This is a genomic window from Roseateles terrae, assembly GCF_014192155.1.
Classification (GTDB): Bacteria; Pseudomonadota; Gammaproteobacteria; order Burkholderiales; family Burkholderiaceae_C; genus Roseateles; species Roseateles terrae.
Window position 1 is genome coordinate 95228 of the sequence record NZ_JACHXO010000003.1, and the last position, 20736, is coordinate 115963.

Annotated in this window: 34 protein-coding genes; 1 reads left to right on the plus strand and 33 read right to left on the minus strand. The window is 61.3% G+C overall.

The window, feature by feature from the left end; genetic code table 11:
* Position 1 precedes the first annotated feature (1 nt).
* The 33 genes from FHS28_RS09685 to rpsL all read right to left on the minus strand — a co-directional run bounded on the left by FHS28_RS09685 (position 2) and on the right by rpsL (position 19977).
* On the minus strand, positions 2-994 hold the full coding sequence (locus FHS28_RS09685; protein ID WP_058933619.1) for a DNA-directed RNA polymerase subunit alpha: 993 nt from the start codon (positions 992-994) through the stop codon (positions 2-4).
* Positions 995-1147: 153 nt separating this feature from the next.
* Positions 1148-1771, minus strand: coding sequence for a 30S ribosomal protein S4 (gene rpsD / locus FHS28_RS09690; protein ID WP_088454508.1), 624 nt, complete (start codon positions 1769-1771; stop codon positions 1148-1150).
* A 283-nt stretch (positions 1772-2054) separates the two neighbouring features.
* Complete coding sequence (gene rpsK / locus FHS28_RS09695; protein ID WP_056194196.1) at positions 2055-2459, minus strand: 30S ribosomal protein S11; 405 nt, start codon at positions 2457-2459, stop codon at positions 2055-2057.
* Between the two features lie 25 nt (positions 2460-2484).
* The gene (gene rpsM, locus FHS28_RS09700; protein WP_058933617.1) at positions 2485-2850 is read right to left on the minus strand and encodes a 30S ribosomal protein S13; all 366 of its coding nucleotides are present in this window, start codon (positions 2848-2850) and stop codon (positions 2485-2487) included.
* Between the two features lie 33 nt (positions 2851-2883).
* Entirely contained in the window at positions 2884-2997 is a 114-nt protein-coding gene (rpmJ, locus tag FHS28_RS09705) for a 50S ribosomal protein L36 (RefSeq protein ID WP_058933616.1), read from the minus strand.
* A gap of 62 nt (positions 2998-3059) precedes the next feature.
* Positions 3060-3278 carry a translation initiation factor IF-1 gene (gene infA / locus FHS28_RS09710; RefSeq protein ID WP_009855680.1) on the minus strand — a complete coding sequence of 73 codons (219 nt, stop codon included), beginning with the start codon at positions 3276-3278 and terminating at the stop codon, positions 3060-3062.
* A gap of 52 nt (positions 3279-3330) precedes the next feature.
* On the minus strand, positions 3331-4641 hold the full coding sequence (gene secY, locus FHS28_RS09715; protein ID WP_088454507.1) for a preprotein translocase subunit SecY: 1311 nt from the start codon (positions 4639-4641) through the stop codon (positions 3331-3333).
* A 26-nt stretch (positions 4642-4667) separates the two neighbouring features.
* A complete protein-coding gene (gene rplO, locus FHS28_RS09720; protein WP_088454506.1) occupies positions 4668-5099 on the minus strand; it encodes a 50S ribosomal protein L15 in 432 nt (143 codons plus the stop codon).
* Between the two features lie 25 nt (positions 5100-5124).
* Positions 5125-5307 (minus strand): 50S ribosomal protein L30, encoded by a 183-nt coding sequence (gene rpmD, locus FHS28_RS09725; protein WP_058933613.1) that lies wholly within the window; start codon positions 5305-5307, stop codon positions 5125-5127.
* A gap of 16 nt (positions 5308-5323) precedes the next feature.
* Entirely contained in the window at positions 5324-5842 is a 519-nt protein-coding gene (gene rpsE / locus FHS28_RS09730) for a 30S ribosomal protein S5 (protein ID WP_088454505.1), read from the minus strand.
* Between the two features lie 18 nt (positions 5843-5860).
* Positions 5861-6220, minus strand: coding sequence for a 50S ribosomal protein L18 (rplR, locus tag FHS28_RS09735; RefSeq protein ID WP_058933611.1), 360 nt, complete (start codon positions 6218-6220; stop codon positions 5861-5863).
* Positions 6221-6231: 11 nt separating this feature from the next.
* Positions 6232-6765 carry a 50S ribosomal protein L6 gene (gene rplF / locus FHS28_RS09740; RefSeq protein ID WP_088454504.1) on the minus strand — a complete coding sequence of 178 codons (534 nt, stop codon included), beginning with the start codon at positions 6763-6765 and terminating at the stop codon, positions 6232-6234.
* Between the two features lie 19 nt (positions 6766-6784).
* Positions 6785-7180: a 30S ribosomal protein S8 gene (gene rpsH / locus FHS28_RS09745; protein WP_058933609.1), complete on the minus strand. Its 396-nt coding sequence runs from the start codon at positions 7178-7180 to the stop codon at positions 6785-6787.
* Between the two features lie 23 nt (positions 7181-7203).
* The gene (gene rpsN / locus FHS28_RS09750) at positions 7204-7509 is read right to left on the minus strand and encodes a 30S ribosomal protein S14 (protein ID WP_058933608.1); all 306 of its coding nucleotides are present in this window, start codon (positions 7507-7509) and stop codon (positions 7204-7206) included.
* 8 nt (positions 7510-7517) lie between these two features.
* Positions 7518-8057: a 50S ribosomal protein L5 gene (rplE, locus tag FHS28_RS09755; protein WP_058933607.1), complete on the minus strand. Its 540-nt coding sequence runs from the start codon at positions 8055-8057 to the stop codon at positions 7518-7520.
* Between the two features lie 10 nt (positions 8058-8067).
* Positions 8068-8385, minus strand: coding sequence for a 50S ribosomal protein L24 (rplX, locus tag FHS28_RS09760; RefSeq protein WP_088454503.1), 318 nt, complete (start codon positions 8383-8385; stop codon positions 8068-8070).
* 26 nt (positions 8386-8411) lie between these two features.
* Positions 8412-8780 carry a 50S ribosomal protein L14 gene (gene rplN, locus FHS28_RS09765; RefSeq protein ID WP_058933605.1) on the minus strand — a complete coding sequence of 123 codons (369 nt, stop codon included), beginning with the start codon at positions 8778-8780 and terminating at the stop codon, positions 8412-8414.
* Between the two features lie 397 nt (positions 8781-9177).
* The gene (locus FHS28_RS09770) at positions 9178-9687 is read right to left on the minus strand and encodes a peroxiredoxin (protein WP_088454502.1); all 510 of its coding nucleotides are present in this window, start codon (positions 9685-9687) and stop codon (positions 9178-9180) included.
* Between the two features lie 145 nt (positions 9688-9832).
* Positions 9833-10102, minus strand: a complete 270-nt coding sequence (gene rpsQ, locus FHS28_RS09775; protein WP_058933603.1) for a 30S ribosomal protein S17 — start codon at positions 10100-10102, stop codon at positions 9833-9835.
* A complete protein-coding gene (gene rpmC / locus FHS28_RS09780) occupies positions 10099-10296 on the minus strand; it encodes a 50S ribosomal protein L29 (protein ID WP_088454501.1) in 198 nt (65 codons plus the stop codon). Before rpmC ends, rpsQ begins: the two co-directional genes overlap by 4 nt.
* 13 nt (positions 10297-10309) lie before the next feature.
* Positions 10310-10726: a 50S ribosomal protein L16 gene (rplP, locus tag FHS28_RS09785; protein WP_058933601.1), complete on the minus strand. Its 417-nt coding sequence runs from the start codon at positions 10724-10726 to the stop codon at positions 10310-10312.
* A 2-nt stretch (positions 10727-10728) separates the two neighbouring features.
* Positions 10729-11544 carry a 30S ribosomal protein S3 gene (gene rpsC / locus FHS28_RS09790; RefSeq protein WP_088454500.1) on the minus strand — a complete coding sequence of 272 codons (816 nt, stop codon included), beginning with the start codon at positions 11542-11544 and terminating at the stop codon, positions 10729-10731.
* Positions 11545-11559: 15 nt separating this feature from the next.
* Positions 11560-11889, minus strand: coding sequence for a 50S ribosomal protein L22 (gene rplV / locus FHS28_RS09795; RefSeq protein WP_058937144.1), 330 nt, complete (start codon positions 11887-11889; stop codon positions 11560-11562).
* 11 nt (positions 11890-11900) lie between these two features.
* The gene (gene rpsS / locus FHS28_RS09800) at positions 11901-12179 is read right to left on the minus strand and encodes a 30S ribosomal protein S19 (RefSeq protein WP_088454499.1); all 279 of its coding nucleotides are present in this window, start codon (positions 12177-12179) and stop codon (positions 11901-11903) included.
* A gap of 13 nt (positions 12180-12192) precedes the next feature.
* Positions 12193-13017 carry a 50S ribosomal protein L2 gene (rplB, locus tag FHS28_RS09805; RefSeq protein ID WP_088454498.1) on the minus strand — a complete coding sequence of 275 codons (825 nt, stop codon included), beginning with the start codon at positions 13015-13017 and terminating at the stop codon, positions 12193-12195.
* A complete protein-coding gene (gene rplW, locus FHS28_RS09810) occupies positions 13017-13331 on the minus strand; it encodes a 50S ribosomal protein L23 (protein ID WP_058933597.1) in 315 nt (104 codons plus the stop codon). Before rplW ends, rplB begins: the two co-directional genes overlap by 1 nt.
* Positions 13328-13948 (minus strand): 50S ribosomal protein L4, encoded by a 621-nt coding sequence (gene rplD, locus FHS28_RS09815; RefSeq protein ID WP_088454497.1) that lies wholly within the window; start codon positions 13946-13948, stop codon positions 13328-13330. Before rplD ends, rplW begins: the two co-directional genes overlap by 4 nt.
* Positions 13948-14619, minus strand: coding sequence for a 50S ribosomal protein L3 (gene rplC / locus FHS28_RS09820; RefSeq protein ID WP_088454496.1), 672 nt, complete (start codon positions 14617-14619; stop codon positions 13948-13950). The genes rplD and rplC overlap by 1 nt, the downstream gene beginning before the upstream one ends.
* Before the next feature lie 330 nt (positions 14620-14949).
* The gene (rpsJ, locus tag FHS28_RS09825) at positions 14950-15264 is read right to left on the minus strand and encodes a 30S ribosomal protein S10 (RefSeq protein WP_088454495.1); all 315 of its coding nucleotides are present in this window, start codon (positions 15262-15264) and stop codon (positions 14950-14952) included.
* Positions 15265-15372: 108 nt separating this feature from the next.
* Positions 15373-16563: an elongation factor Tu gene (tuf, locus tag FHS28_RS09830; RefSeq protein ID WP_184294483.1), complete on the minus strand. Its 1191-nt coding sequence runs from the start codon at positions 16561-16563 to the stop codon at positions 15373-15375.
* A gap of 233 nt (positions 16564-16796) precedes the next feature.
* A complete protein-coding gene (gene fusA / locus FHS28_RS09835) occupies positions 16797-18899 on the minus strand; it encodes an elongation factor G (protein WP_088454765.1) in 2103 nt (700 codons plus the stop codon).
* A 69-nt stretch (positions 18900-18968) separates the two neighbouring features.
* Positions 18969-19439 (minus strand): 30S ribosomal protein S7, encoded by a 471-nt coding sequence (rpsG, locus tag FHS28_RS09840; RefSeq protein WP_088454766.1) that lies wholly within the window; start codon positions 19437-19439, stop codon positions 18969-18971.
* A 160-nt stretch (positions 19440-19599) separates the two neighbouring features.
* The gene (rpsL, locus tag FHS28_RS09845; RefSeq protein WP_058933591.1) at positions 19600-19977 is read right to left on the minus strand and encodes a 30S ribosomal protein S12; all 378 of its coding nucleotides are present in this window, start codon (positions 19975-19977) and stop codon (positions 19600-19602) included.
* A gap of 263 nt (positions 19978-20240) precedes the next feature.
* Between rpsL and FHS28_RS09850 the strand changes: the two genes are divergently transcribed.
* On the plus strand, positions 20241-20729 hold the full coding sequence (locus FHS28_RS09850; RefSeq protein WP_184294485.1) for a PIN domain-containing protein: 489 nt from the start codon (positions 20241-20243) through the stop codon (positions 20727-20729).
* Positions 20730-20736: the final 7 nt, after the last annotated feature.

A 20736-nucleotide genomic window follows, 5' to 3' on the forward strand; every position in this document is an offset into this window, starting at 1 on the left:
ATCAACGCTTGTCGAGACCTTGGGGCGGCCAGTTCTCGAGACGCGAGCCCAGGGTCAGGCCACGCGAAGCGAGGACTTCCTTGATCTCGTTGAGCGACTTGCGACCCAGGTTCGGGGTCTTCAGCAGCTCGGTCTCGGTGCGCTGGATCAGGTCACCGATGTAGTAGATGTTTTCGGCCTTCAGGCAGTTGGCCGAACGCACGGTCAGTTCGAGCTCGTCGACCGGACGCAGCAGGATCGGATCGAAGCTGCTGGAACGGGCGGCCGGGGCCTGATCGAACGCGTCCACCAGATCGGTGCCTTGCAGCTGGGCGAAGACCGCCAGCTGTTCCACCAGGATCTTGGCGGAAGCGCGGATGGCTTCCTCGGGAGAGATCGCACCGTTGGTCTCGATCTCCATGACCAGCTTGTCGAGGTCAGTACGCTGTTCCACACGGGCGTTTTCCACGGCGTAGCTGACGCGCTTGACCGGGGAGAACGAAGCGTCGAGGACGATGCGGCCGATGGCCTTCGTCGGCTCGTCGCCATAACGGCGCATGTTGCCGGGCACATAACCACGGCCCTTTTCAACCTTGATCTGCATGTCCAGCTTGCCGCCTTGCGACAGGTGGGCGATGACATGCTCAGGGTTGATGATCTCAACGTCGTGCGGGGTCTGGATGTCGGCGGCGGTGACCGGGCCTTCGCCTTCCTTGCGCAGAACCAGGGTCACTTCTTCCCGGTTGTGCAGACGGAACACGACGCCCTTGAGGTTCAGCATGATGTGAACCACGTCTTCCTGCACGCCGTCAATGGCGGAGTACTCGTGCAGTACACCCGCGATCGTCACTTCCGTCGGCGCATAACCCACCATCGAAGACAGCAGCACACGGCGCAGGGCGTTGCCCAGCGTGTGGCCATAGCCGCGTTCAAACGGCTCCAGGATCACCTTGGCGCGATGACCGCCCAGGGGCTCCACAGTGATGGATTTGGGTTTGAGCAGATTCGTTTGCATGAGGTCTTTCTTTCAATACCCTCGGTTCGTTACACCGATAAGGCTGAGGGACCAACCGGACCCACCCCTCAACGGGCGGGCAAAGTCCGGACGAGGAAATGCCAAGCGGCCCCTACAAAACAATGTCTGGGCCGCTTGGCAGGCACGAAAGAATTAACGCGAGTACAACTCAACGATCAGCGATTCGTTGATCTCGGCGCCGAATTCGTCGCGATCCGGCGTCTTCTTGAACACGCCTTCCATCTTCGACACGTCCACGGCCACCCAGGCCGGCAGGCCGATCGATTCGGCCAGCTTCAGGCTGTCCACGATACGCAGCTGCTTCCTGGCCTTTTCGCGCACGGCGACCACGTCACCGGCCTTCACCAGGTAGGAAGCGATGTTCACGACTTCACCGTTCACGGTGATGCCCTTGTGCGACACGAGCTGACGTGCTTCAGCGCGGGTGGAGCCGAAGCCCATGCGGTACACGACGTTGTCCAGGCGCGATTCCAGCAGGACCAGCAGGTTCACGCCGGTCGAGCCCTTGCGGCGTTCGGCTTCAGCGAAGTAGCGGCGGAACTGACGCTCCAGCACGCCATACATGCGCTTGACCTTCTGCTTTTCGCGCAGTTGCAGACCGAAGTCCGAGGTGCGCTGGCCGGAGGTGCGGCCGTGCTGGCCGGGCTTGCTGTCGAACTTGGCCTTGTCGCTGATGGCGCGGCGGGCGCTCTTCAGGAACAGGTCGGTGCCTTCACGGCGGGAAAGTTTGGCCTTCGGGCCGAGGTAACGTGCCACTTTGCGTGTCCTTCATCAATCTGACGCGATCCGGCCTGGGCAAGCTTGAAAGCTCTGCCCCGGCGCAGACTGCGCGAGTCTGGCCAAATGTTGTTCTGGGCTCAGACGGTGGGCTTCAAACTGAACCGGCGGATTTGGGTCATCAGTGGCTCACCACTGGGTCACCAAGTGCATCGATTCAGCAAAACGGCCGACTGGTGTCAAACACCAGCCGGCAGCATCGGAAAGAGTCCGAAATTATGGCACCAAACCGCAGGGTTCGGTGCACCTCAGAGCAACAGCCTTAGATGCGGCGGCGCTTCTGAGGACGGCAGCCGTTGTGCGGCACCGGGGTCACGTCCGAGATCGAGTTGATCCGGATGCCCAGGGCAGCCAGCGCGCGAACCGACGACTCACGACCCGGGCCAGGGCCCTTGATCTTCACGTCCAGGTTCTTGATGCCTTGTTCTTGAGCAGCGCGGCCCGCCACTTCAGCGGCCACCTGGGCTGCGAAGGGGGTGGACTTGCGGGAGCCCTTGAAGCCCTGGCCGCCCGACGAGGCCCAGGACAGCGCACCACCCTGACGATCGGTGATCGTGATGATGGTGTTGTTGAAAGAAGCGTGAACGTGGGCGATGCCGTCGGCAACGTTCTTCCGAACCTTCTTGCGAACGCGCTGGGCAGCCGAGTTATTGGGTGCTTTTGCCATGGTGAGCTTTCTTCAGTTGCCGCGATTACTTCTTGCCAGTAGCCGCCGACTTGCGCGGACCCTTGCGGGTACGGGCATTCGTGCGGGTACGCTGACCGCGAACCGGCAGGCCACGGCGATGGCGGAAGCCACGATAGCAACCCAGGTCCATCAGACGCTTGATGTTGATGGACATCTCGCGACGCAGGTCGCCTTCAATGGTCATGCGGCCGACTTCCTCACGGATCTTTTCCAGATCGGAGTCAGTCAGGTCCTTGACCTTCTTGTCAAACGGGATGCCGCAAGTGGTGCAGATCTTCTGCGCGGTCGTACGGCCAATGCCGTAGATCGAGGTCAGACCGATCTCCGTGTGCTTGTGCGGCGGAATGTTGATACCAGCAATACGTGCCATTTGCGTCCTCTAATTCGCTTGCGGTGTTGCCAATCAGCCTTGACGCTGCTTGTGGCGCGGATCGGTACAGATCACACGCACCACGCCATTGCGACGGATGATCTTGCAATTGCGGCACATCTTCTTGACGGATGCCGAAACTTTCATGGTCTGCTCCTTGACCTAACTTTTCGCTCAATCAGCGTTGATCCGGGGGGTTGCTATAAAGCTCACTTCGCCCGGAACACGATGCGAGCACGACTCAAATCGTACGGTGTCAATTCCACAGTCACCTTGTCGCCAGGAAGGATGCGGATGTAGTGCATCCGCATCTTTCCGGAAATGTGACCGAGAACGACATGACCGTTCTCCAGCTTGACGCGAAAGGTTGCGTTGGGGAGGTTTTCGAGAATCTCACCCTGCATTTGAATGACGTCGTCTTTCGCCATACCTTCGAAACTTGCTGGATAGGGTCCTTGTTTATCTCTGCGGCCCAGCGGCTCAGTTGGCTTTGAAACTTGCCTTCTTGAGCAGCGACTCGTACTGCTGGCTCATCACGTAGGACTGGACCTGGGCCCAGAAGTCCATCGTGACGACCACGATGATCAGCAGCGAGGTGCCACCAAAATAGAACGGTACGTTGTACTTCAGGTTCAGAAACTCAGGCAGCAGGCACACGCCGGTGATGTACACCGCACCTGCCAGCGTCAGCCGGGACAGGATCTTGTCAATGTGCCGGGCCGTCTGGTCACCAGGACGGATACCGGGGATGAACGCGCCGCTCTTCTTCAGGTTGTCTGCAGTCTCACGGCTGTTGAACACCAGCGCCGTGTAGAAGAAGCAGAAGAAGACGATCGCAGCGGAGTACAGCAGCACGTAGATGGGACGGCCAGGGCGGAGTTCATCCGCGATGTCCTTCAACCAGCGCATGCTGTCACCCGTCGCGAACCAGCTGACCAGGGTGGTGGGCAGCAGGATGATCGACGACGCGAAGATCGGGGGAATCACGCCAGCCATGTTCAGCTTCAGCGGCAGGTGAGAGCTGGTCCCACCGTACACCTTGTTCCCGACCTGGCGCTTCGCGTAATTGACCAGAATCTTGCGCTGGCCACGCTCCACGAAGACCACCAGGAAGGTCACGGCGCCGATGATCGCGATCACGATGAGGCACGAGAAGATGCTCATCGAACCGGTACGCACCAGCTCCAGCAGACCGCCCACAGCCCCCGGCAGACCCGCGGCGATACCGCCGAAGATCAGGATGGAGATGCCGTTGCCCAGACCGCGCTCGGTGATCTGCTCACCCAGCCACATCAGGAACATCGTGCCGGCCACCAGGCTGGTCACGGTGGTGAGACGGAAGCCGAAGCCCGGGCTCAACACCAGACCCTGGGAGCTCTCCAGAGCGAACGCGATGCTCAGGCTCTGGAAGATCGCCAGGCCGAGCGTCCCGTATCGGGTGTACTGCGTGATCTTGCGGCGACCCGCCTCGCCTTCCTTCTTCAGCGCTTCCAGGCTCGGCACCACGTACGTCATCAACTGCATGACGATCGAGGCCGAGATGTAGGGCATGATGCCCAGCGCGAAGACGGTAAAGCGCGACAGCGCACCGCCCGAGAACATGTTGAACAGGCTCAGGATCCCGCCCTGCTGACCCTTGAAGAGCTGCTGCAGCTGGGTTGGATCGATGCCCGGCACGGGGATATGCGCCCCGATGCGGTACACGACCAACGCCAGCAGCAAGAACACAAGCCGGCGACGCAGGTCACCGAACTTGCCGCTCTTGGCCAACTGTGATGCGTTGCTTGCCACTGTTGCCTAGTCCTGTCTGACGCTGATTAAGCGACGGTACCGCCGGCTGCCTCAATGGCGGCCTTGGCCCCTGCAGTCGCGCCGATGCCCTTGAGGGACACCTTGCGGCTGATTTCACCCGACTTGATGACCTTGACCGTCTTGGCCAGTTCCGACACCAGGCCCACGGCCTTGAGCGTCAGCAGGTCGATCTCTTCGGACGTCAGCGCATGCAGTTCCGACAGGGTCACTTCAGCGTTGAAGGGACGAGCCAGCGACTTGAAGCCACGCTTGGGCAGGCGACGCTGCAAAGGCATTTGACCGCCTTCGAAGCCGACCTTGTGGAAGCCACCAGCACGCGACTTCTGACCCTTGTGACCACGACCGGCGGTCTTGCCCAGACCGGAGCCGATGCCACGGCCCACGCGACGCTTGGCGTGCTTGGCACCAGCGGCAGGCTTGATGGTATTGAGTTGCATCTTCTTTCCTCGATTCGCGCGGCGCTTACAGCACCTGCACGAGGTAGGCGATCTTGTTGATCATGCCGCGCACCGCGGGCGTGTCTTCCAGCGTGCGAGTGCTGTTGAGCTTGCGAAGGCCCAGGCCAGTCACGGTGGCACGGTGGGAGGCACGGCAACCGATAGGGCTGCGCACCAGCTTGACCGTCAGAGTTTTCTTGTCAGACATCTCGATCTCCCGGCGATCAGTTGAAGATTTCTTCAACTGACTTGCCGCGCTTGGCCGCCACTTCGGCGGGCGTGGAGCAGCGCTTGAGCGCGTCCAGCGTGGCACGAACCATGTTGTACGGGTTGGTCGAACCGTGGCTCTTGGTCACGATGTCGGTCACGCCCATCACTTCGAACACGGCACGCATCGGGCCACCGGCGATCACGCCGGTACCAGCGGGCGCCGGAGCCATGATCACGTACGCTGCGCCGTGCTCACCCACCACGTTGTGCTGGATGGTGCCGTTACGCAGTTGCACCTTGATCATGTTGCGACGAGCAGATTCCATCGCCTTTTGCACGGCCACGGGCACTTCCTTGGCCTTGCCCTTGCCCATACCGATGCGACCGTCGCCGTCACCGACCACCGTCAGTGCTGCGAAGGACAGCGTGCGGCCGCCCTTCACCACCTTGGTGACGCGGTTGACCGCAATCATCTTTTCCTTCAGGCCGTCGTCGTTGCCTTCGGTCTGAGCGCGGGGTTGAAACTTTGCCATTTCCTAATCCTTTGTGCGTCAGAACTGCAGGCCAGCCTCGCGAGCGGCTTCTGCCAGGGCCTTGACACGGCCGTGGTAGGCGAAACCAGCGCGATCGAAAGCCACCTTCTCGACGCCGGCAGCCTTCGCCTTCTCGGCGATACGCTTGCCGATCAGCGTTGCAGCGGCCACGTTGCCACCCTTGCCGGCGAGTTGGGCGCGAACGTCCTTCTCGGCAGTGGAGGCGCTGGCCAGCACGCGCTGACCGTCTTCGGAGATGACCGAAGCGTAGATGTGCAGGTTCGAGCGGAAGACCGTCAGACGGGCCACGCGCTGGAGCGCAATGCGGGCACGCGTTTGACGCGAACGACGCAGGCGTTGTTCCTTCTTGTTCAGCATGGCGCGGCTCCTTACTTCTTCTTGGTCTCTTTGAGAGAGACCTTTTCGTCGGCGTAACGGATGCCCTTGCCCTTGTAAGGCTCCGGCGGACGGATGGCGCGCACTTCAGCTGCCAGCTGGCCGACCACTTGGCGATCCGCGCCCTTGATCAAGATTTCGGTCTGGGTCGGGCATTCCACCTTGATGCCGGCGGGCATGTCCTTCACGACCGGGTGCGAGAAGCCGATCTGCAGGTTCAGCTTCTGACCTTGGGCCTGGGCACGGAAGCCCACGCCAACCAGGTTCAGCTTCTTTTCGAAGCCCTTGCTGACACCGTTGACCATGTTGGCCAGCAGCGCACGCATCGTGCCGCTCATCGCATCGGCTTCAGCCGATTCGCTGGTCGGAACGAAGGTCAGCTTGCCGCCTTCAGACTTCACCGTGACCAGAGGGTTAACGGCCACAAACAGGGTGCCTTGGGTACCCTTGACGCTGATCTTGTCAGCGGCGATCGTCACATCCACGCCTTGCGGGACGACGACCGGCATTTTTCCAACGCGGGACATTGTCTGTCTCTCCTTGCGCTTAGGCGACGTAGCAAAGCACTTCGCCGCCGACACCGGCTTGACGTGCCTTGCGGTCAGTCATGACACCCTTGGGCGTCGTGACAATCGCCACACCCAGGCCATTCATGACCTGAGGAATGTCGTGGCGGCCCTTGTAGATGCGCAGGCCAGGACGGCTCACGCGCTCGATGCGCTCGATCACCGGGCGACCGGCGTAGTACTTCAGCGCAATTTCGAGCTCGGGGCGGGCGGCATCGCCACGCACCGCGAAATCGTCGATATAGCCTTCATCCTTCAGGACCTTGGCGATCGCGACCTTCAGCTTCGAGGAAGGCATCACGACGCTGGCCTTCTCAACGCTCTGGGCGTTGCGAATGCGGGTCAGCATATCGGCGATAGGATCACTCATGCTCATACGAAATCTCCTAAACCTGCCGATTACCAGCTGGCCTTGACGACACCGGGGATGTCGCCCTTGAAGGCCAGCTCACGAATCTTGTTACGTGCCAGGCCGAACTTGCGGAAGGTGCCACGGGGGCGACCAGTCAGTTCGCAGCGGTTGCGCTGGCGGGTGGGGTTGGCGTTGCGAGGCAGCTTCTGCAGCTCCAGGCGTGCGAGGTAGCGCTCTTCATCCGACTTCTTGCTGTCGTTGATGATGGCCTTCAGTTCCTCGTACTTCTTGGCGTACTTGGCGACCAGTTGGGCGCGCTTCAGCTCACGTTGCTTGATCGAGAGTTTTGCCACAAGTCACCTCAGTTCTTGAACGGGAACTTGAACGCAGCCAGCAGAGCCTTGGCTTCGTCGTCCGTCTTGGCGGTCGTCGTGATGCTGATGTTCAGACCACGCAGAGCATCCACCTTGTCGTATTCGATTTCGGGGAAGATGATCTGTTCTTTGACGCCGATGTTGTAGTTGCCACGTCCATCGAACGAGCGACCGGAGATACCACGGAAGTCACGCACACGCGGCAGGGCCACGGTCACGAAACGATCCAGGAATTCGTACATCTGTGCGCCGCGCAGGGTGACCATGCAACCGATGGGCACGCCGTCACGGATCTTGAAGCCGGCGATGGCCTTCTTCGACTTGGTGACCACGGGCTTCTGGCCGGCGATCTTGGTCAGGTCGCCCACGGCGTGGTCCATGACCTTCTTGTCGGCAACAGCCTCGCTCACGCCCATGTTCAGGGTGATCTTGGTGATGCGCGGCACTTCCATCACGGACTTGTACCCGAACTTCTCGGTCAGGCTGGGCACGACCTTTTCGCGATAAAACGCTTGCAAACGAGCCATGTCTAACCTCTTAAGCCTTGATCTCTTCGCCGGTCGACTTGAACACGCGCACCCGCTTGCCGTCGTCGCCGAGCTTGATGCCCACGCGATCGGCCTTGCCGGAGGCGGCGTTGAAGATCGCCACGTTGGATTGGTGGATGGGCATCGCCTTGTCGACGATGCCACCAGTCGTGCCCTTCATCGGGTTGGGCTTGACATGCTTCTTGACGATGTTGATGCCGTCGACCACCACGTGGTCAGCATCGACGCGCAGCGTCACGGTGCCGCGCTTACCTTTGTCGCGGCCGGTCAGAACGATGACCTCGTCGCCTTTGCGGATCTTGTTCATTGGCAATACCTTTGTCTGTGCGAGGCTTAGAGCACCTCAGGCGCCAGCGACACGATCTTCATGAAGCGCTCGGTACGCAGTTCACGCGTGACCGGGCCGAAGATGCGGGTGCCGATGGGCTCCAGCTTGGCGTTCAGCAGCACGGCGGCATTGCCGTCGAACTTGACCAGGGAACCGTCTTGACGGCGCACGCCCTTGGCGGTACGAACCACAACCGCGTTGTAGACCTCGCCTTTTTTGACGCGGCCGCGCGGAGCAGCTTCCTTGATGCTGACCTTGATGATGTCGCCAATATGGGCATACCGGCGCTTGGAACCACCCAGCACCTTGATGCACATGACGGACTTGGCGCCAGTGTTGTCCGCGACGTCGAGTCGCGATTGCATTTGGATCATGTCTGTCCCCAACTTTTCCCGTTCAGGCAACTGCGACCATCGCAGCCATCCAGAGCGGTCAGTCTTGGGCCCGTAAGCCATTCACCTGTCGCTTGATGCCGCGACCCGCGCTTGGCCTGCATGGGCAAGAAACCGAGAACCGAAGTAAGCACTGTGTTTGTCAGCGTTGGAGAAGCCCCCGTAGAGGGCTCGAACTGACAACCACCGCGCTGTGGATTTGATTTGTCTGGCAGGTCTTTTGCTGCGGGTCCTCGAAAGGACCGTCGCTTCAAAACTCAGCCAGCCAAATCGCACTTCGGCGAAGCAGCGGATTATGCCTGGGGCATCGTCCGCCTGTCAACCGCGGGCTTTGCGGCAATCTGCAAGGGCCTGCAGTTCTGGAAGCACGCAGCGTGACTTACTGCGCCTTGGCCTGAGCCAGCAGGGTGGCGGCGTCGCTCACCTCGAACTTGCCCGGCGCTTCGATGTTGAGCGTCTTGACCACGCCATCCTTGACCAGCATGGAGTAGCGCTGCGAGCGCAGGCCCATGCCGCGGGCCACCAGGTCCAGCGTCAGGCCGGTCGCCTGGGTGAATGCGGCGCTGCCGTCGGCCATCATCCGGACCTTGCCCGCGGTCTTCTGGTCACGGCCCCAGGCGCCCATCACGAAGGCGTCGTTGACCGACACGCACCAGATCTCGTCCACACCGGCGGCCTTGAAGTCATCGGCGGCCGCGACGTAACCCGGCACGTGCTGGGCGGAGCAGGTGGGCGTGAAAGCGCCTGGCAGGGCAAAGATGGCAATGGTCTTGCCAGCGGTCAGCTTCTGGATGTCGAAGCTGTTGGGGCCGAGGGAGCAGCCCTCCCCTTCGACTTCGATGAACTCCTGCAGGCTGCCTGCGGGCAGATGGTCGCCAACTTTCAACATGTGTGTCTCCTTGGATCAAACGAACAGACAAAACGAACCGACAAAGAAAAAGGCTGGAAACCAGTTACCCGGTATTCCAGCCTCTTTGCTCATCGGGGCTGCACCGCCACTCCCCGATGATTCACGGCCTTGATGGCGGCGAAGATCAGACCAGCTGAGCCTTCTCGACCAGACGGGTCACCACCCAGCTCTTGGTCTTGGACAGCGGACGGCCTTCGGCGATCTCGACCACGTCACCCATCTTGTACTCGCCCTTTTCGTCATGGGCGTGGTACTTGCGGGAACGAGCGACGATCTTGCCATACAGCTCGTGCTTGGCACGGCGCTCCACCAGCACGGTGACGGTCTTGGCGCGCTTGTCGCTCACGACACGACCCACCAGGGTGCGAGTGTTCTTTTCTTGAGCTTGCGTCATTTCGCGGCTCCCTTCTTCTCGGCCAGGATGGTCTTGGCGCGGGCAATGTCACGACGCGTCTTGCCCAGCACCGTGGTGTCGGACAGTTGTTGCGTCGCCTTTTGCATGCGCAGACCGAAGTGAGCCTTCAGCAGATCGGTGACTTCCTTTTCCAGGGCAGCCACGTCCTTGGCGCGCAGTTCAGATGCTTTCATGGGTTTTCTCCAATCAGGCGCCGAGCTGGCGGGTCACGAAGGTGCAACGCAGCGGCAGCTTTGCAGAGGCCAGCGTGAATGCTTCGCGAGCCAGAGCTTCAGGCACGCCGTTGATCTCGTAGAGCACCTTGCCGGGCTGAATTTCAGCCACGTAGTACTCCGGGTTGCCCTTACCGTTACCCATACGGACTTCGGCAGGCTTCTGCGAGATCGGCTTGTCCGGGAAGATGCGGATAAAGATGCGGCCACCGCGCTTGATATGGCGCGAGATGGCACGACGGGCCGCTTCGATCTGACGAGCCGTGATACGGCCGCGTTCGGTAGCCTTCAGGCCGAAGTCACCGAAAGCGACAGTAGCGCCGCGGGTCGCCACACCAGTGTTACGACCCTTTTGCTCCTTGCGGTATTTGCGACGAGCAGGTTGCAGCATGTTTATTCTCCTTTGGCGTCACCAGCGGCGGGCTTGCGCACCACACGCTTGGCTGCCGGCTTGGCATCGCCACCTTCGGCGGGCTTGTCGCCACGGCCACGGCCACCCGGGGCACCCGGACGAGCGTTGCGACGCGGACGACGGTCGTCTTCAGCACCAGCGGGGGTGTTGATCACGGGAGCCTCGCCATTGGCCAGGCGGTCACCGCGGTACACCCACACCTTCACGCCGATGACGCCGTAGGTGGTCTTGGCTTCGGAGAAGCCGTAGTCGATGTCTGCCTTCAGGGTGTGCAGGGGCACACGGCCTTCACGGTACCACTCGGTACGAGCGATTTCGATACCGTTCAGACGGCCGGCGGACATGATCTTGATGCCCTGGGCGCCCAGACGCATCGCGTTCTGCATCGCACGCTTCATGGCGCGACGGAACATGATGCGCTTTTCCAGCTGCTGGGTGATCGAGTCGGCGATCAGCTGAGCATCGATTTCGGGCTTGCGCACTTCTTCGATGTTCACAGCGACGGGCACGCCCAGACGCTTGGTCAGCTCAGCCTTCAGGTTCTCGATGTCTTCGCCCTTCTTGCCGATCACCACGCCCGGACGTGCCGAGTAAATGGTGATGCGAGCGTTCTTGGCCGGACGCTCGATCAGGATGCGCGACACGGCGGCGTTCTTCAGCTTGGCCTTCAGGAACTCGCGGACTTGCAGATCTTCAGCCAGCATCGTGGCGAAGTTCTGGTTGTTCGCGTACCAGCGCGACGCCCAGTTACGGGTGACGGGCAGGCGGAAGCCAGTCGGATGAATTTTCTGTCCCATAGTCTTCCTTCAGGCTCAGTTGCCGACGGTCACGTAGATGTGGCAGGTCGGCTTGCTGATGCGGTTGCCGCGGCCCTTGGCGCGAGCCGAGAAGCGCTTCAGCGTCGTGCCTTGCTCCACATAGATCGAAGTGACCTTCAGCTCGTCAATGTCGGCACCGTCGTTGTGCTCAGCATTGGCGATCGCCGATTCCAGCGCCTTCTTGATGATCAGCGCGGCCTTCTTCTGGGTGAATTCCAGGATGTTCAGCGCTTGATCCACCTTTTTGCCGCGGATCAGGTCCGCCACCAGGCGGCCCTTATCAAACGACAGGCGGACGCCACGAACGATTGCTTTGGTTTCCATCGTCGCCATCCTTACTTCTTCCCGGCCTTCTTGTCGGCCGGGTGGCCCTTGAAGGTGCGGGTCAGTGCGAATTCGCCCAGCTTGTGGCCGACCATCTGGTCAGACACATAGACCGGCACGTGCTGCTTGCCGTTGTGCACGGCGATCGTCAGACCGATGAACTCGGGCAGGATCGTCGAGCGCCGCGACCAGGTCTTGATGGGCTTCTTGTCCTTGATGGCAACAGCCTTTTCGACCTTGGCCATCAGGTGATGGTCCACGAAGGGACCCTTTTTGAGGGAACGAGCCATGGTGGTCTACCCCTTACTTCTTGCGACGCGAAACGATGAACGTCTGCGTGCGCTTGTTGTTACGAGTGCGGTAGCCCTTCGTCAGGGTGTTCCACGGCGACACAGGCGCCTGGCCTTCACCCGTACGACCCTCACCACCACCGTGCGGGTGGTCGACCGGGTTCATGGCGGTACCACGCACGGTCGGGCGGATGCCCTTCCAGCGGATGGCGCCGGCCTTGCCGTACTGACGCAGGCTGTGCTCTTCGTTGCTCACTTCACCGATGGTGGCGCGGCAGTCGATGTGGACACGGCGGACTTCACCCGAACGCAGACGGATCTGGGCGTACGTACCGTCACGCGCCATCAGCACCACGGAGGCACCGGCGGAGCGGGCGATCTGAGCACCCTTGCCCGGCAGCATTTCCACGCAGTGGATCGTCGAACCCACGGGGATGTTGCGGATGGGCAGCGTGTTGCCAACCTTGATCGGCGCTTCCGAGCCGCTCAGGATGTTGGTGCCGACTTCCAGATTGCGCGGGGCAATGATGTAGCGACGCTCGCCGTCGGCATAGCACACCAGAGCGATGTGAGCCGTGCGGTTCGGGTCGTACTCGATGCGCTCGACCTTCGCGGGGATGCCGTCCTTGTTGCGACGGAAGTCCACCACACGGTAGTGGTGCTTGTGACCACCGCCCTTGTGGCGCATCGTGATGTGGCCGTTGTTGTTACGGCCAGAGTTCTGCTTTTGGGGCTCGAGCAGCGAAGCTTCGGGAGCGCCCTTGTGCAGGTGCTTGTGCACCACCTTCACCACGCCACGACGGCCAGGCGAAGTCGGCTTGACTTTAACGACGGCCATTACGCAGCCTCCCCGGAGAAGTTGAGCTCTTGGCCCGCCTTCAGCGACACATACGCCTTCTTGACGTGGTCGCGACGACCCAGACGGCCACCAAAGCGCTTGGTCTTGCCCTTCTGGTTCACAACGTTCACGGCTTCGACTTCGACCTTGAACATCAGTTCAACAGCAGCCTTGATTTCAGGCTTGGTCGCGTCGCGCAGCACCTTGAACAGGACTTGGTTGTGCTTTTCGCCGGCAGCCGTGGCCTTTTCGGACACGATCGGGGCGAGCAGCACCTTGGCCAGACGGCCTTCAGCGAACTTGGGCGCGCTCATGCCAGCATCTCCTTCAGTTGCTCGATCGCAGCCTTGGTCACCAGCACCTTCTTGTAGTAGACCAGCGACAGCGGATCGACATAGCGCGGCTCAACCACCAGCACGTTGGCCAGGTTGCGCGAGGCCAGCAGCAGGTTGTCGTCCACGGAGTCGGAGATCACCATGACGTGATCCAGACCCATGCCCTTGAGCTTGGCAGCCAGCAGCTTGGTCTTGGGGGCGTCGATCGAGATCGAGTCCACCACGGCCAGGCGGCCTTCGCGCGCCAGCTGCGACAGGATGGCGGCCATACCGGCGCGGTACATCTTCTTGTTCAGCTTGTGCGAGAAGTTCTCGTCCGGCTTGTTCGGGAAGATGCGACCGCCCCCACGCCACAGCGGGGAGGAAGTCATACCGGCACGGGCGTTACCCGTACCCTTTTGACGGAACGGCTTCTTCGTCGAGTGACGAACTTCAGCACGGGTCAGCTGGGCGCGGGTGCCTTGACGGGCGTTGGCTTGATAAGCAACGACGACCTGGTGGACCAGGGCTTCGTTGTAGTCACGTGCGAACAGGGTGTCCGGAGCGTCCACTTTGGAAGTGGCCTGGCCCTGCTCATTCAGGAGCTCGAGCTGCATCAGTTAGCTCCTTTCTTGACCTTGACCTTGACGGCGGGACGGATCACAACGAATCCTTCCTTCGCGCCAGGAACGGCACCGCGCACGAACACCAGCTGGCGCGCTTCGTCGATACGGACCACGTCTAGGTTCTGGACGGTCACGGTGACGTCGCCAAGGTGGCCGGACATCTTCTTGCCGGGGAACACACGGCCCGGATCCTGGGCCATCGAGATCGAGCCGGGCACGTTATGCGAGCGGCTGTTACCGTGCGAGGCACGTTGCGATCCGAAGTTGTGACGCTTGATGGTGCCGGTGAAGCCCTTACCGATCGACGTGCCTTGCACGTCAACCTTCTGGCCTTCAGCGAACAGGGTCACCGGGACGGTACCGCCAGCCTTGTATTCGGCGGCGATGTCCGCGGCAACGCGGAATTCCTTCAGGATTTCGCCAGCTTCGACGCCAGCCTTGGCGAGGTGACCCGCTTCAGGCTTCGTGACGCGGGACGCCTTGCGGGCGCCGTAGGTCACCTGGATGGCGCTGTAGCCGTCGATTTCATCGGTCTTGACCTGGGTCACGCGGTTGTTGGACACGTCCAGCACGGTCACGGGGACGGTATCACCGTCGACCGTGTACACACGCATCATGCCCACCTTGCGGCCCAGCAATCCGAGACGATTGCTAAGACTCATGGTTTTCTCCTGACCTCAAGCGCTTGCTGCGGAGACACCGCCGTCCGCGCCAGAAATCATTTCACGCACCCCGACATCGGTTGGCCGGGGCTGACAAGCACCGCTCGCAAGCATCGACCTGGGTAAAGGCCATGGACACTGCTGCAAAGCGATGCGACGACACCGCATGGGATCACTCCAATGCGGAAAAGCTGGCGAGTATAGCCGCTAGGCCCGATTTGCCGCAAGTTGCAGCAGTGGGCTTATGGCACAAGGGGCCAAAAAAAAGGCGACCCGAAGGTCGCCTTGAGCGCAGTGCAGGGGGCTGGGCCACCCTGCGCCGCATCCGCATCACTGCAGCTTGATTTCGACGTCCACGCCAGCCGGCAGGTCCAGCTTCATCAGCGCGTCAACCGTCTTGTCGGTCGGGTCGATGATGTCCATCAGACGCTGGTGGGTACGGATCTCAAACTGGTCGCGCGAGGTCTTGTTGACGTGCGGCGAACGCAGGATGTCGAAACGTTCCTTGCGGGTGGGCAGCGGCACGGGGCCGCGGACGATGGCGCCGGTACGCTTGGCGGTTTCGACGATTTCCAGGGCCGACTGGTCGATCAGCTTGTAGTCGAAAGCCTTGAGGCGGATACGGATCTTTTGCTTGGTAGACATGTCTATTCCTTCAAAGAGCGACGCAAGGCCGTGACCGGCTTTGCGGAAGAGCTGTGAACGGCATCGGCAGGCTGCGAGGCAGCCGACCGATGCTGGTCAGCAAAAGATTTACTCGATGATGGTGGCCACGACGCCCGAGCCGACGGTACGACCGCCTTCACGGATGGCGAAGCGCAGACCTTCTTCCATGGCGATCGGAGCGATCAGCTTCACGGTGATGCTGACGTTGTCGCCAGGCATGACCATTTCCTTGTCCTTCGGCAGCTCCACGGCACCGGTCACGTCCGTCGTGCGGAAGTAGAACTGGGGACGGTAGTTGTTGAAGAACGGGGTGTGACGGCCGCCTTCTTCCTTGCTCAGAACGTAGATCTCAGCAGTGAAGTGGGTGTGCGGCTTGATCGAGCCGGGCTTGGCCAGCACTTGGCCGCGCTCGACGTCTTCACGCTTGGTGCCGCGCAGCAAGATACCGACGTTGTCGCCAGCCTGGCCTTGGTCCAGCAGCTTGCGGAACATTTCCACGCCGGTGACGGTGGTCTTTTGCAGATCACGGATACCGACGATTTCGATTTCCTCGCCGACCTTGATGATGCCGCGCTCGACACGACCGGTCACCACGGTGCCACGGCCGGAGATCGAGAACACGTCTTCCACCGGCAGCAGGAAAGCGCCGTCCACAGCGCGCTCAGGCGTGGGGATGTAGCTGTCCAGTGCATCGGCCAGGCGCATGATCGCCTGCTCGCCCAGGTCGCCCTTGTCGCCTTCCAGCGCCAGCTTGGCCGAACCCTTGATGATCGGGGTGTCGTCGCCCGGGAAGTCGTACTTGCTCAGCAGCTCGCGGACTTCCATTTCCACCAGCTCCAGCAGCTCGGCGTCGTCCACCATGTCGCACTTGTTCAGGAACACGATGATGTACTTCACGCCCACCTGACGCGCCAGCAGGATGTGCTCGCGGGTCTGGGGCATCGGGCCGTCAGCGGCCGAGCACACCAGGATCGCGCCGTCCATCTGAGCGGCGCCGGTGATCATGTTCTTCACATAGTCAGCGTGGCCCGGGCAGTCAACGTGCGCGTAGTGGCGGTTGGCCGTCTCGTATTCCACGTGAGCGGTGTTGATCGTGATGCCGCGGGCCTTTTCTTCGGGAGCCGCGTCGATCTGGTCGTAGGCCTTGGCTTCGCCGCCAAACTTCGAGGCCAGCACGGTTGCGATAGCAGCCGTCAGCGTGGTCTTGCCATGGTCAACGTGACCAATCGTGCCCACGTTCACGTGAGGCTTGGTACGTTCGAACTTACCTTTTGCCATTTCAATTCTCCAAAAAGAGCATCTATCCAGTCTATTGGTTTAGCGTTTCCGTAGTGGTCAAAACCCCTGGCGGCTGGCAACCAGGCAACCCCTACGAAGACGATTCTGAAAAAACCCCCCGACCCATCTAGGGCCCCTAGGGCCCGCCCCTCCAGCGGAGCCGGTGGACTGGCTTTGCCAGTCCACTCGGCTCGCCCCCTTGAGGGGGCCGCCGAAGGCGGTAGGGGGTGGGCTTACTTGGCTCGTGCGGTGATGATGGCGTCAGCCACGTTCTTCGGAGCTTCAGCGTAGTGCTTGAACTCCATCGTGTACGTGGCGCGGCCTTGCGTTGCAGAGCGCAGCGAGGTCGAGTAGCCGAACATTTCCGACAGCGGCACTTCGGCCTTGATGACCTTGCCACCGCCGACCATGTCGTCCATGCCCTGGACCATGCCGCGACGCGAGGACAGGTCGCCCATCACGGTACCGGCGTAGTCTTCCGGGGTCTCGACTTCCACGGCCATCATCGGCTCCAGGATCACCGGGCTGGCGCGACGGCAAGCTTCCTTGAAGCCCATCGAAGCGGCCATCTTGAACGCGTTTTCGTTCGAGTCCACATCGTGGTACGAACCGAAGGTCAGCGTGACCTTCACGTCCACGACCGGATAGCCCGCCAGCACGCCGTTCGGCAGGGTGTCCACGACGCCCTTCTCGACCGCCGGGATGTATTCGCGAGGCACCACACCACCCTTGACCGCGTCCACGAACTCGAAGCCCTTGCCGGGTTCCTGCGGTTCGACGGTCAGCACGACGTGGCCGTACTGGCCCTTACCGCCGGACTGACGCACGAACTTGCCTTCGACGTCCACAGCCGACTTGCGGATGGTTTCGCGGTAGGCCACTTGCGGCTTGCCCACGTTGGCTTCAACGCTGAACTCGCGCTTCATGCGGTCCACGATGATTTCCAGGTGCAGCTCGCCCATGCCGGAGATGATGGTCTGGCCGGATTCTTCGTCGGTACGCACGCGGAACGACGGATCTTCTGCAGCCAGACGGCCCAGCGCCAGACCCATCTTTTCCTGGTCAGCCTTGGTCTTGGGTTCCACGGCCTGCGAGATCACGGGCTCAGGGAAGACCATCTTTTCCAGGGTGATGACGGCGTCCGGATCGCACAGCGTCTCACCGGTGGTCACTTCCTTCAGGCCCACGCAAGCAGCGATGTCGCCCGCCAGAATTTCCTTGATTTCTTCACGCTGGTTGGCGTGCATCTGCAGGATCCGGCCGATACGCTCCTTCTTGCCCTTGATCGGGTTGTAGACGGTCGAGCCGGATTGCAGCACGCCCGAGTACACGCGAACGAAGGTCAGCTGGCCGACGAACGGGTCGGTCATCAGCTTGAAAGCCAGTGCGGCGAACTTTTCGCTGTCGTCAGCCTTGCGGGTGACTTCCTTTTCGTCTTCGTCCGTGCCGGAGACCGGGGGGATGTCCACGGGCGAGGGCAGGAAGTCGATGACGGCGTCCAGCATGCGCTGCACACCCTTGTTCTTGAAGGCGGTACCGCAGAGCATCGGCTGGATCTCAGTGGCGATCGTGCGGGTACGCAGCGCCAGCTTGATTTCCTCTTCGGTCAGTTCGCCGGACTCGAGGTACTTGTTCATCAGATCTTCGCTGGCTTCAGCAGCCGCTTCGATCATCTTCTCGCGCCATTCGTTCGCGGTCGCCACGAGGTCGGCCGGGATCTCCTGGTACTCGAACTTCATGCCTTGCGAGGCCTCGTCCCAGATGATGGCCTTCATCTTGAGCAGGTCCACCACGCCCTTGAAGTTTTCTTCGGCGCCGATGGGGATCACGATGGGCACCGGATTGGCCTTCAGGCGGGTCTTCATCTGGTCCACGACCTTGAAGAAGTTCGCGCCGGTACGGTCCATCTTGTTGACGAACGCGAGGCGGGGCACCTTGTACTTGTTGGCCTGGCGCCAGACGGTTTCCGACTGGGGCTGCACGCCACCCACCGCGCAGTACACCATGCAGGCGCCGTCCAGGACGCGCATGGAACGCTCCACCTCAATGGTGAAGTCCACGTGCCCGGGGGTGTCGATGATGTTGAAGCGGTGCTCGGGGTAGGACATGTCCATGCCCTTCCAGAAGCAGGTCGTCGCGGCCGACGTGATCGTGATGCCGCGTTCCTGTTCCTGTTCCATCCAGTCCATCGTTGCGGCGCCGTCGTGCACCTCACCGATCTTGTGGTTCACACCGGTGTAGAACAGGATACGTTCGGTCGTCGTGGTCTTGCCGGCATCGATGTGCGCGGAGATACCGATGTTGCGGTAGCGCTCGATGGGGGTCTTGCGGGACATGGTGTCACTCCAAATGCATGGAGCCGCCAACGGGTTGGTAAAAACCCGAGGCGGCCAGGAAGGTCTTGATTAGAAACGGAAGTGCGAGAACGCCTTGTTGGCGTCAGCCATGCGGTGCACTTCGTCGCGCTTCTTCATAGCGCCACCGCGGCCTTCAGCAGCTTCCAGCAGTTCGTTGGCCAGACGTTGGGCCATCGACTTTTCACCGCGCTTGCGTGCCGATTCCTTGAGCCAGCGCATGGCCAGAGCCAGACGGCGGACGGGGCGAACTTCCACGGGAACTTGGTAGTTCGCACCGCCGACACGACGGGACTTCACTTCGACCATGGGCTTCACGTTGTTCAGCGCGATCATGAACACTTCCAGCGGATCTTTGCCGGACTTGTTCTCGACCTGTTCCAGGGCGCCATAGATGATGCGCTCTGCGACGGCCTTCTTGCCCGATTCCATGATGACGTTCATGAACTTGGACAGATCAACGCTGCCGAACTTGGGATCGGGCAGGATTTCGCGCTTGGGTACTTCGCGACGACGTGGCATGGGAGTCTTCCTTCAATGCTTCAGTTGGCGGGCTTTCGCCTGCCGCGGATCTCCACCACCGATTGGGGGGATCCACTTACTCGGTCGGTGCACATGCACCTGAACCGCAACAATTTGGTGACCGTTGTCCTGGGACCTCGGCAGCCAAAACCTCGGCTGATTAGGCCTTCTTCGGACGCTTCGCGCCGTACTTGGAACGCGATTGCTTGCGATCCTTCACGCCCTGCAGGTCCAGAGAACCGCGGACGATGTGGTAACGCACACCGGGCAAGTCCTTGACACGGCCGCCGCGCACGAGCACGACGCTGTGTTCCTGCAGGTTGTGGCCTTCACCGCCGATGTACGAGATGACCTCGAAACCGTTGGTCAGGCGCACCTTGGCCACCTTACGCAGAGCCGAGTTCGGCTTCTTCGGGGTGGTGGTGTACACGCGGGTGCAGACGCCACGGCGCTGCGGGCACGACTGCATAGCCGGCGACTTGGATTTCGTCACCTCGGTCTCACGACCGTGGCGCACGAGCTGATTGATGGTTGGCATAAGTAACTTGTTCCCGTTTGAAGTCACATCTCCAGCGGTGGTACAGCGGGGAAGCGAGTCCTAAGACTGGCGACACAAGCGACAAAAGCGCAGCGCCGACTTCATTCGGGCACCACGCTCCATACGCTTCCCTGGGCAAAACCGTTCGTTGGGGACTTGTCCACCGACGTCTGGTCCAGCCAGGCGCATCTATACACGCTGAAGAGCCCGCGATTGTAGGCCAGTTCGCCGAAATCACACAAGGCGCTATGCTCGCAGGCCCCATGAACCATGCTGTTTTCCCCCCTTCCCTGCCCGTCGTCGCTGCGGGCCAGCGCGTCGTCCTGGACACCCAGATCGTCATGGACTGGCTGGTCTTCGACGAACCACGGGTGATGCCCGTCATCGCGCTCGTTGAGAGCCGGCACTTACTTTGGACGGCCACTGCTGCGATGAAGGCAGAGATGCTGCATGTGCTGGGGCGTGGGGTGGCGGCCCGCTATGAGCCAGACCTGGACAGGATCCACGCGGCCTTCGAGCGACACTGCGAGCTGGTCCCTGAGCCTGTGCTGGGCATGGCGCGACCCCGCTGCACTGATGGGGACGACCAGAAGTTCATTGATCTGGCCCTGCATCTGGCGTCACAAGGCTCCGCGCTTCTGATGTCCCGGGACCGCGCCGTTTTGAAGGTGGCCAAGCGCGCGGCGCGCCTTGGGCTGGAGATCGTGGCACCGGACGTCTGGATTCAGCGCCAGACCTTGTCGACCCAATAAAAAAAGG

Coding starts and splice junctions, on each gene's coding strand:
- FHS28_RS09685 (WP_058933619.1), bottom strand. CDS start 994: ATGCAAACGAATCTGCTCAAACCCAAATCCATCACTGTGGAGCCCCTG.
- rpsK (WP_056194196.1), bottom strand. CDS start 2,459: ATGGCAAAAGCACCCAATAACTCGGCTGCCCAGCGCGTTCGCAAGAAG.
- rpsM (WP_058933617.1), bottom strand. CDS start 2,850: ATGGCACGTATTGCTGGTATCAACATTCCGCCGCACAAGCACACGGAG.
- rpmJ (WP_058933616.1), bottom strand. CDS start 2,997: ATGAAAGTTTCGGCATCCGTCAAGAAGATGTGCCGCAATTGCAAGATC.
- infA (WP_009855680.1), bottom strand. CDS start 3,278: ATGGCGAAAGACGACGTCATTCAAATGCAGGGTGAGATTCTCGAAAAC.
- rplO (WP_088454506.1), bottom strand. CDS start 5,099: ATGCAACTCAATACCATCAAGCCTGCCGCTGGTGCCAAGCACGCCAAG.
- rpmD (WP_058933613.1), bottom strand. CDS start 5,307: ATGTCTGACAAGAAAACTCTGACGGTCAAGCTGGTGCGCAGCCCTATC.
- rpsE (WP_088454505.1), bottom strand. CDS start 5,842: ATGGCAAAGTTTCAACCCCGCGCTCAGACCGAAGGCAACGACGACGGC.
- rplR (WP_058933611.1), bottom strand. CDS start 6,220: ATGCTGAACAAGAAGGAACAACGCCTGCGTCGTTCGCGTCAAACGCGT.
- rplF (WP_088454504.1), bottom strand. CDS start 6,765: ATGTCCCGCGTTGGAAAAATGCCGGTCGTCGTCCCGCAAGGCGTGGAT.
- rpsH (WP_058933609.1), bottom strand. CDS start 7,180: ATGAGCATGAGTGATCCTATCGCCGATATGCTGACCCGCATTCGCAAC.
- rplE (WP_058933607.1), bottom strand. CDS start 8,057: ATGGCTCGTTTGCAAGCGTTTTATCGCGAAAAGGTCGTGCCCAGCCTG.
- rplX (WP_088454503.1), bottom strand. CDS start 8,385: ATGAACAAGATCCGCAAAGGCGACGAGGTCATCGTTCTGACCGGCCGC.
- rplN (WP_058933605.1), bottom strand. CDS start 8,780: ATGATCCAAATGCAATCGCGACTCGACGTCGCGGACAACACTGGCGCC.
- FHS28_RS09770 (WP_088454502.1), bottom strand. CDS start 9,687: ATGTTGAAAGTTGGCGACCATCTGCCCGCAGGCAGCCTGCAGGAGTTC.
- rpsQ (WP_058933603.1), bottom strand. CDS start 10,102: ATGACGCAAGCTCAAGAAAAGAACACTCGCACCCTGGTGGGTCGTGTC.
- rpmC (WP_088454501.1), bottom strand. CDS start 10,296: ATGAAAGCATCTGAACTGCGCGCCAAGGACGTGGCTGCCCTGGAAAAG.
- rplP (WP_058933601.1), bottom strand. CDS start 10,726: ATGCTGCAACCTGCTCGTCGCAAATACCGCAAGGAGCAAAAGGGTCGT.
- rpsC (WP_088454500.1), bottom strand. CDS start 11,544: ATGGGACAGAAAATTCATCCGACTGGCTTCCGCCTGCCCGTCACCCGT.
- rplV (WP_058937144.1), bottom strand. CDS start 11,889: ATGGAAACCAAAGCAATCGTTCGTGGCGTCCGCCTGTCGTTTGATAAG.
- rpsS (WP_088454499.1), bottom strand. CDS start 12,179: ATGGCTCGTTCCCTCAAAAAGGGTCCCTTCGTGGACCATCACCTGATG.
- rplB (WP_088454498.1), bottom strand. CDS start 13,017: ATGGCCGTCGTTAAAGTCAAGCCGACTTCGCCTGGCCGTCGTGGCGTG.
- rplW (WP_058933597.1), bottom strand. CDS start 13,331: ATGAGCGCGCCCAAGTTCGCTGAAGGCCGTCTGGCCAAGGTGCTGCTC.
- rplD (WP_088454497.1), bottom strand. CDS start 13,948: ATGCAGCTCGAGCTCCTGAATGAGCAGGGCCAGGCCACTTCCAAAGTG.
- rplC (WP_088454496.1), bottom strand. CDS start 14,619: ATGAGTCTTAGCAATCGTCTCGGATTGCTGGGCCGCAAGGTGGGCATG.
- rpsJ (WP_088454495.1), bottom strand. CDS start 15,264: ATGTCTACCAAGCAAAAGATCCGTATCCGCCTCAAGGCTTTCGACTAC.
- tuf (WP_184294483.1), bottom strand. CDS start 16,563: ATGGCAAAAGGTAAGTTCGAACGTACCAAGCCTCACGTGAACGTGGGC.
- fusA (WP_088454765.1), bottom strand. CDS start 18,899: ATGTCCCGCAAGACCCCCATCGAGCGCTACCGCAACATCGGTATCTCC.
- rpsG (WP_088454766.1), bottom strand. CDS start 19,439: ATGCCACGTCGTCGCGAAGTACCCAAGCGCGAAATCCTGCCCGATCCC.
- rpsL (WP_058933591.1), bottom strand. CDS start 19,977: ATGCCAACCATCAATCAGCTCGTGCGCCACGGTCGTGAGACCGAGGTG.
- FHS28_RS09850 (WP_184294485.1), top strand. CDS start 20,241: ATGAACCATGCTGTTTTCCCCCCTTCCCTGCCCGTCGTCGCTGCGGGC.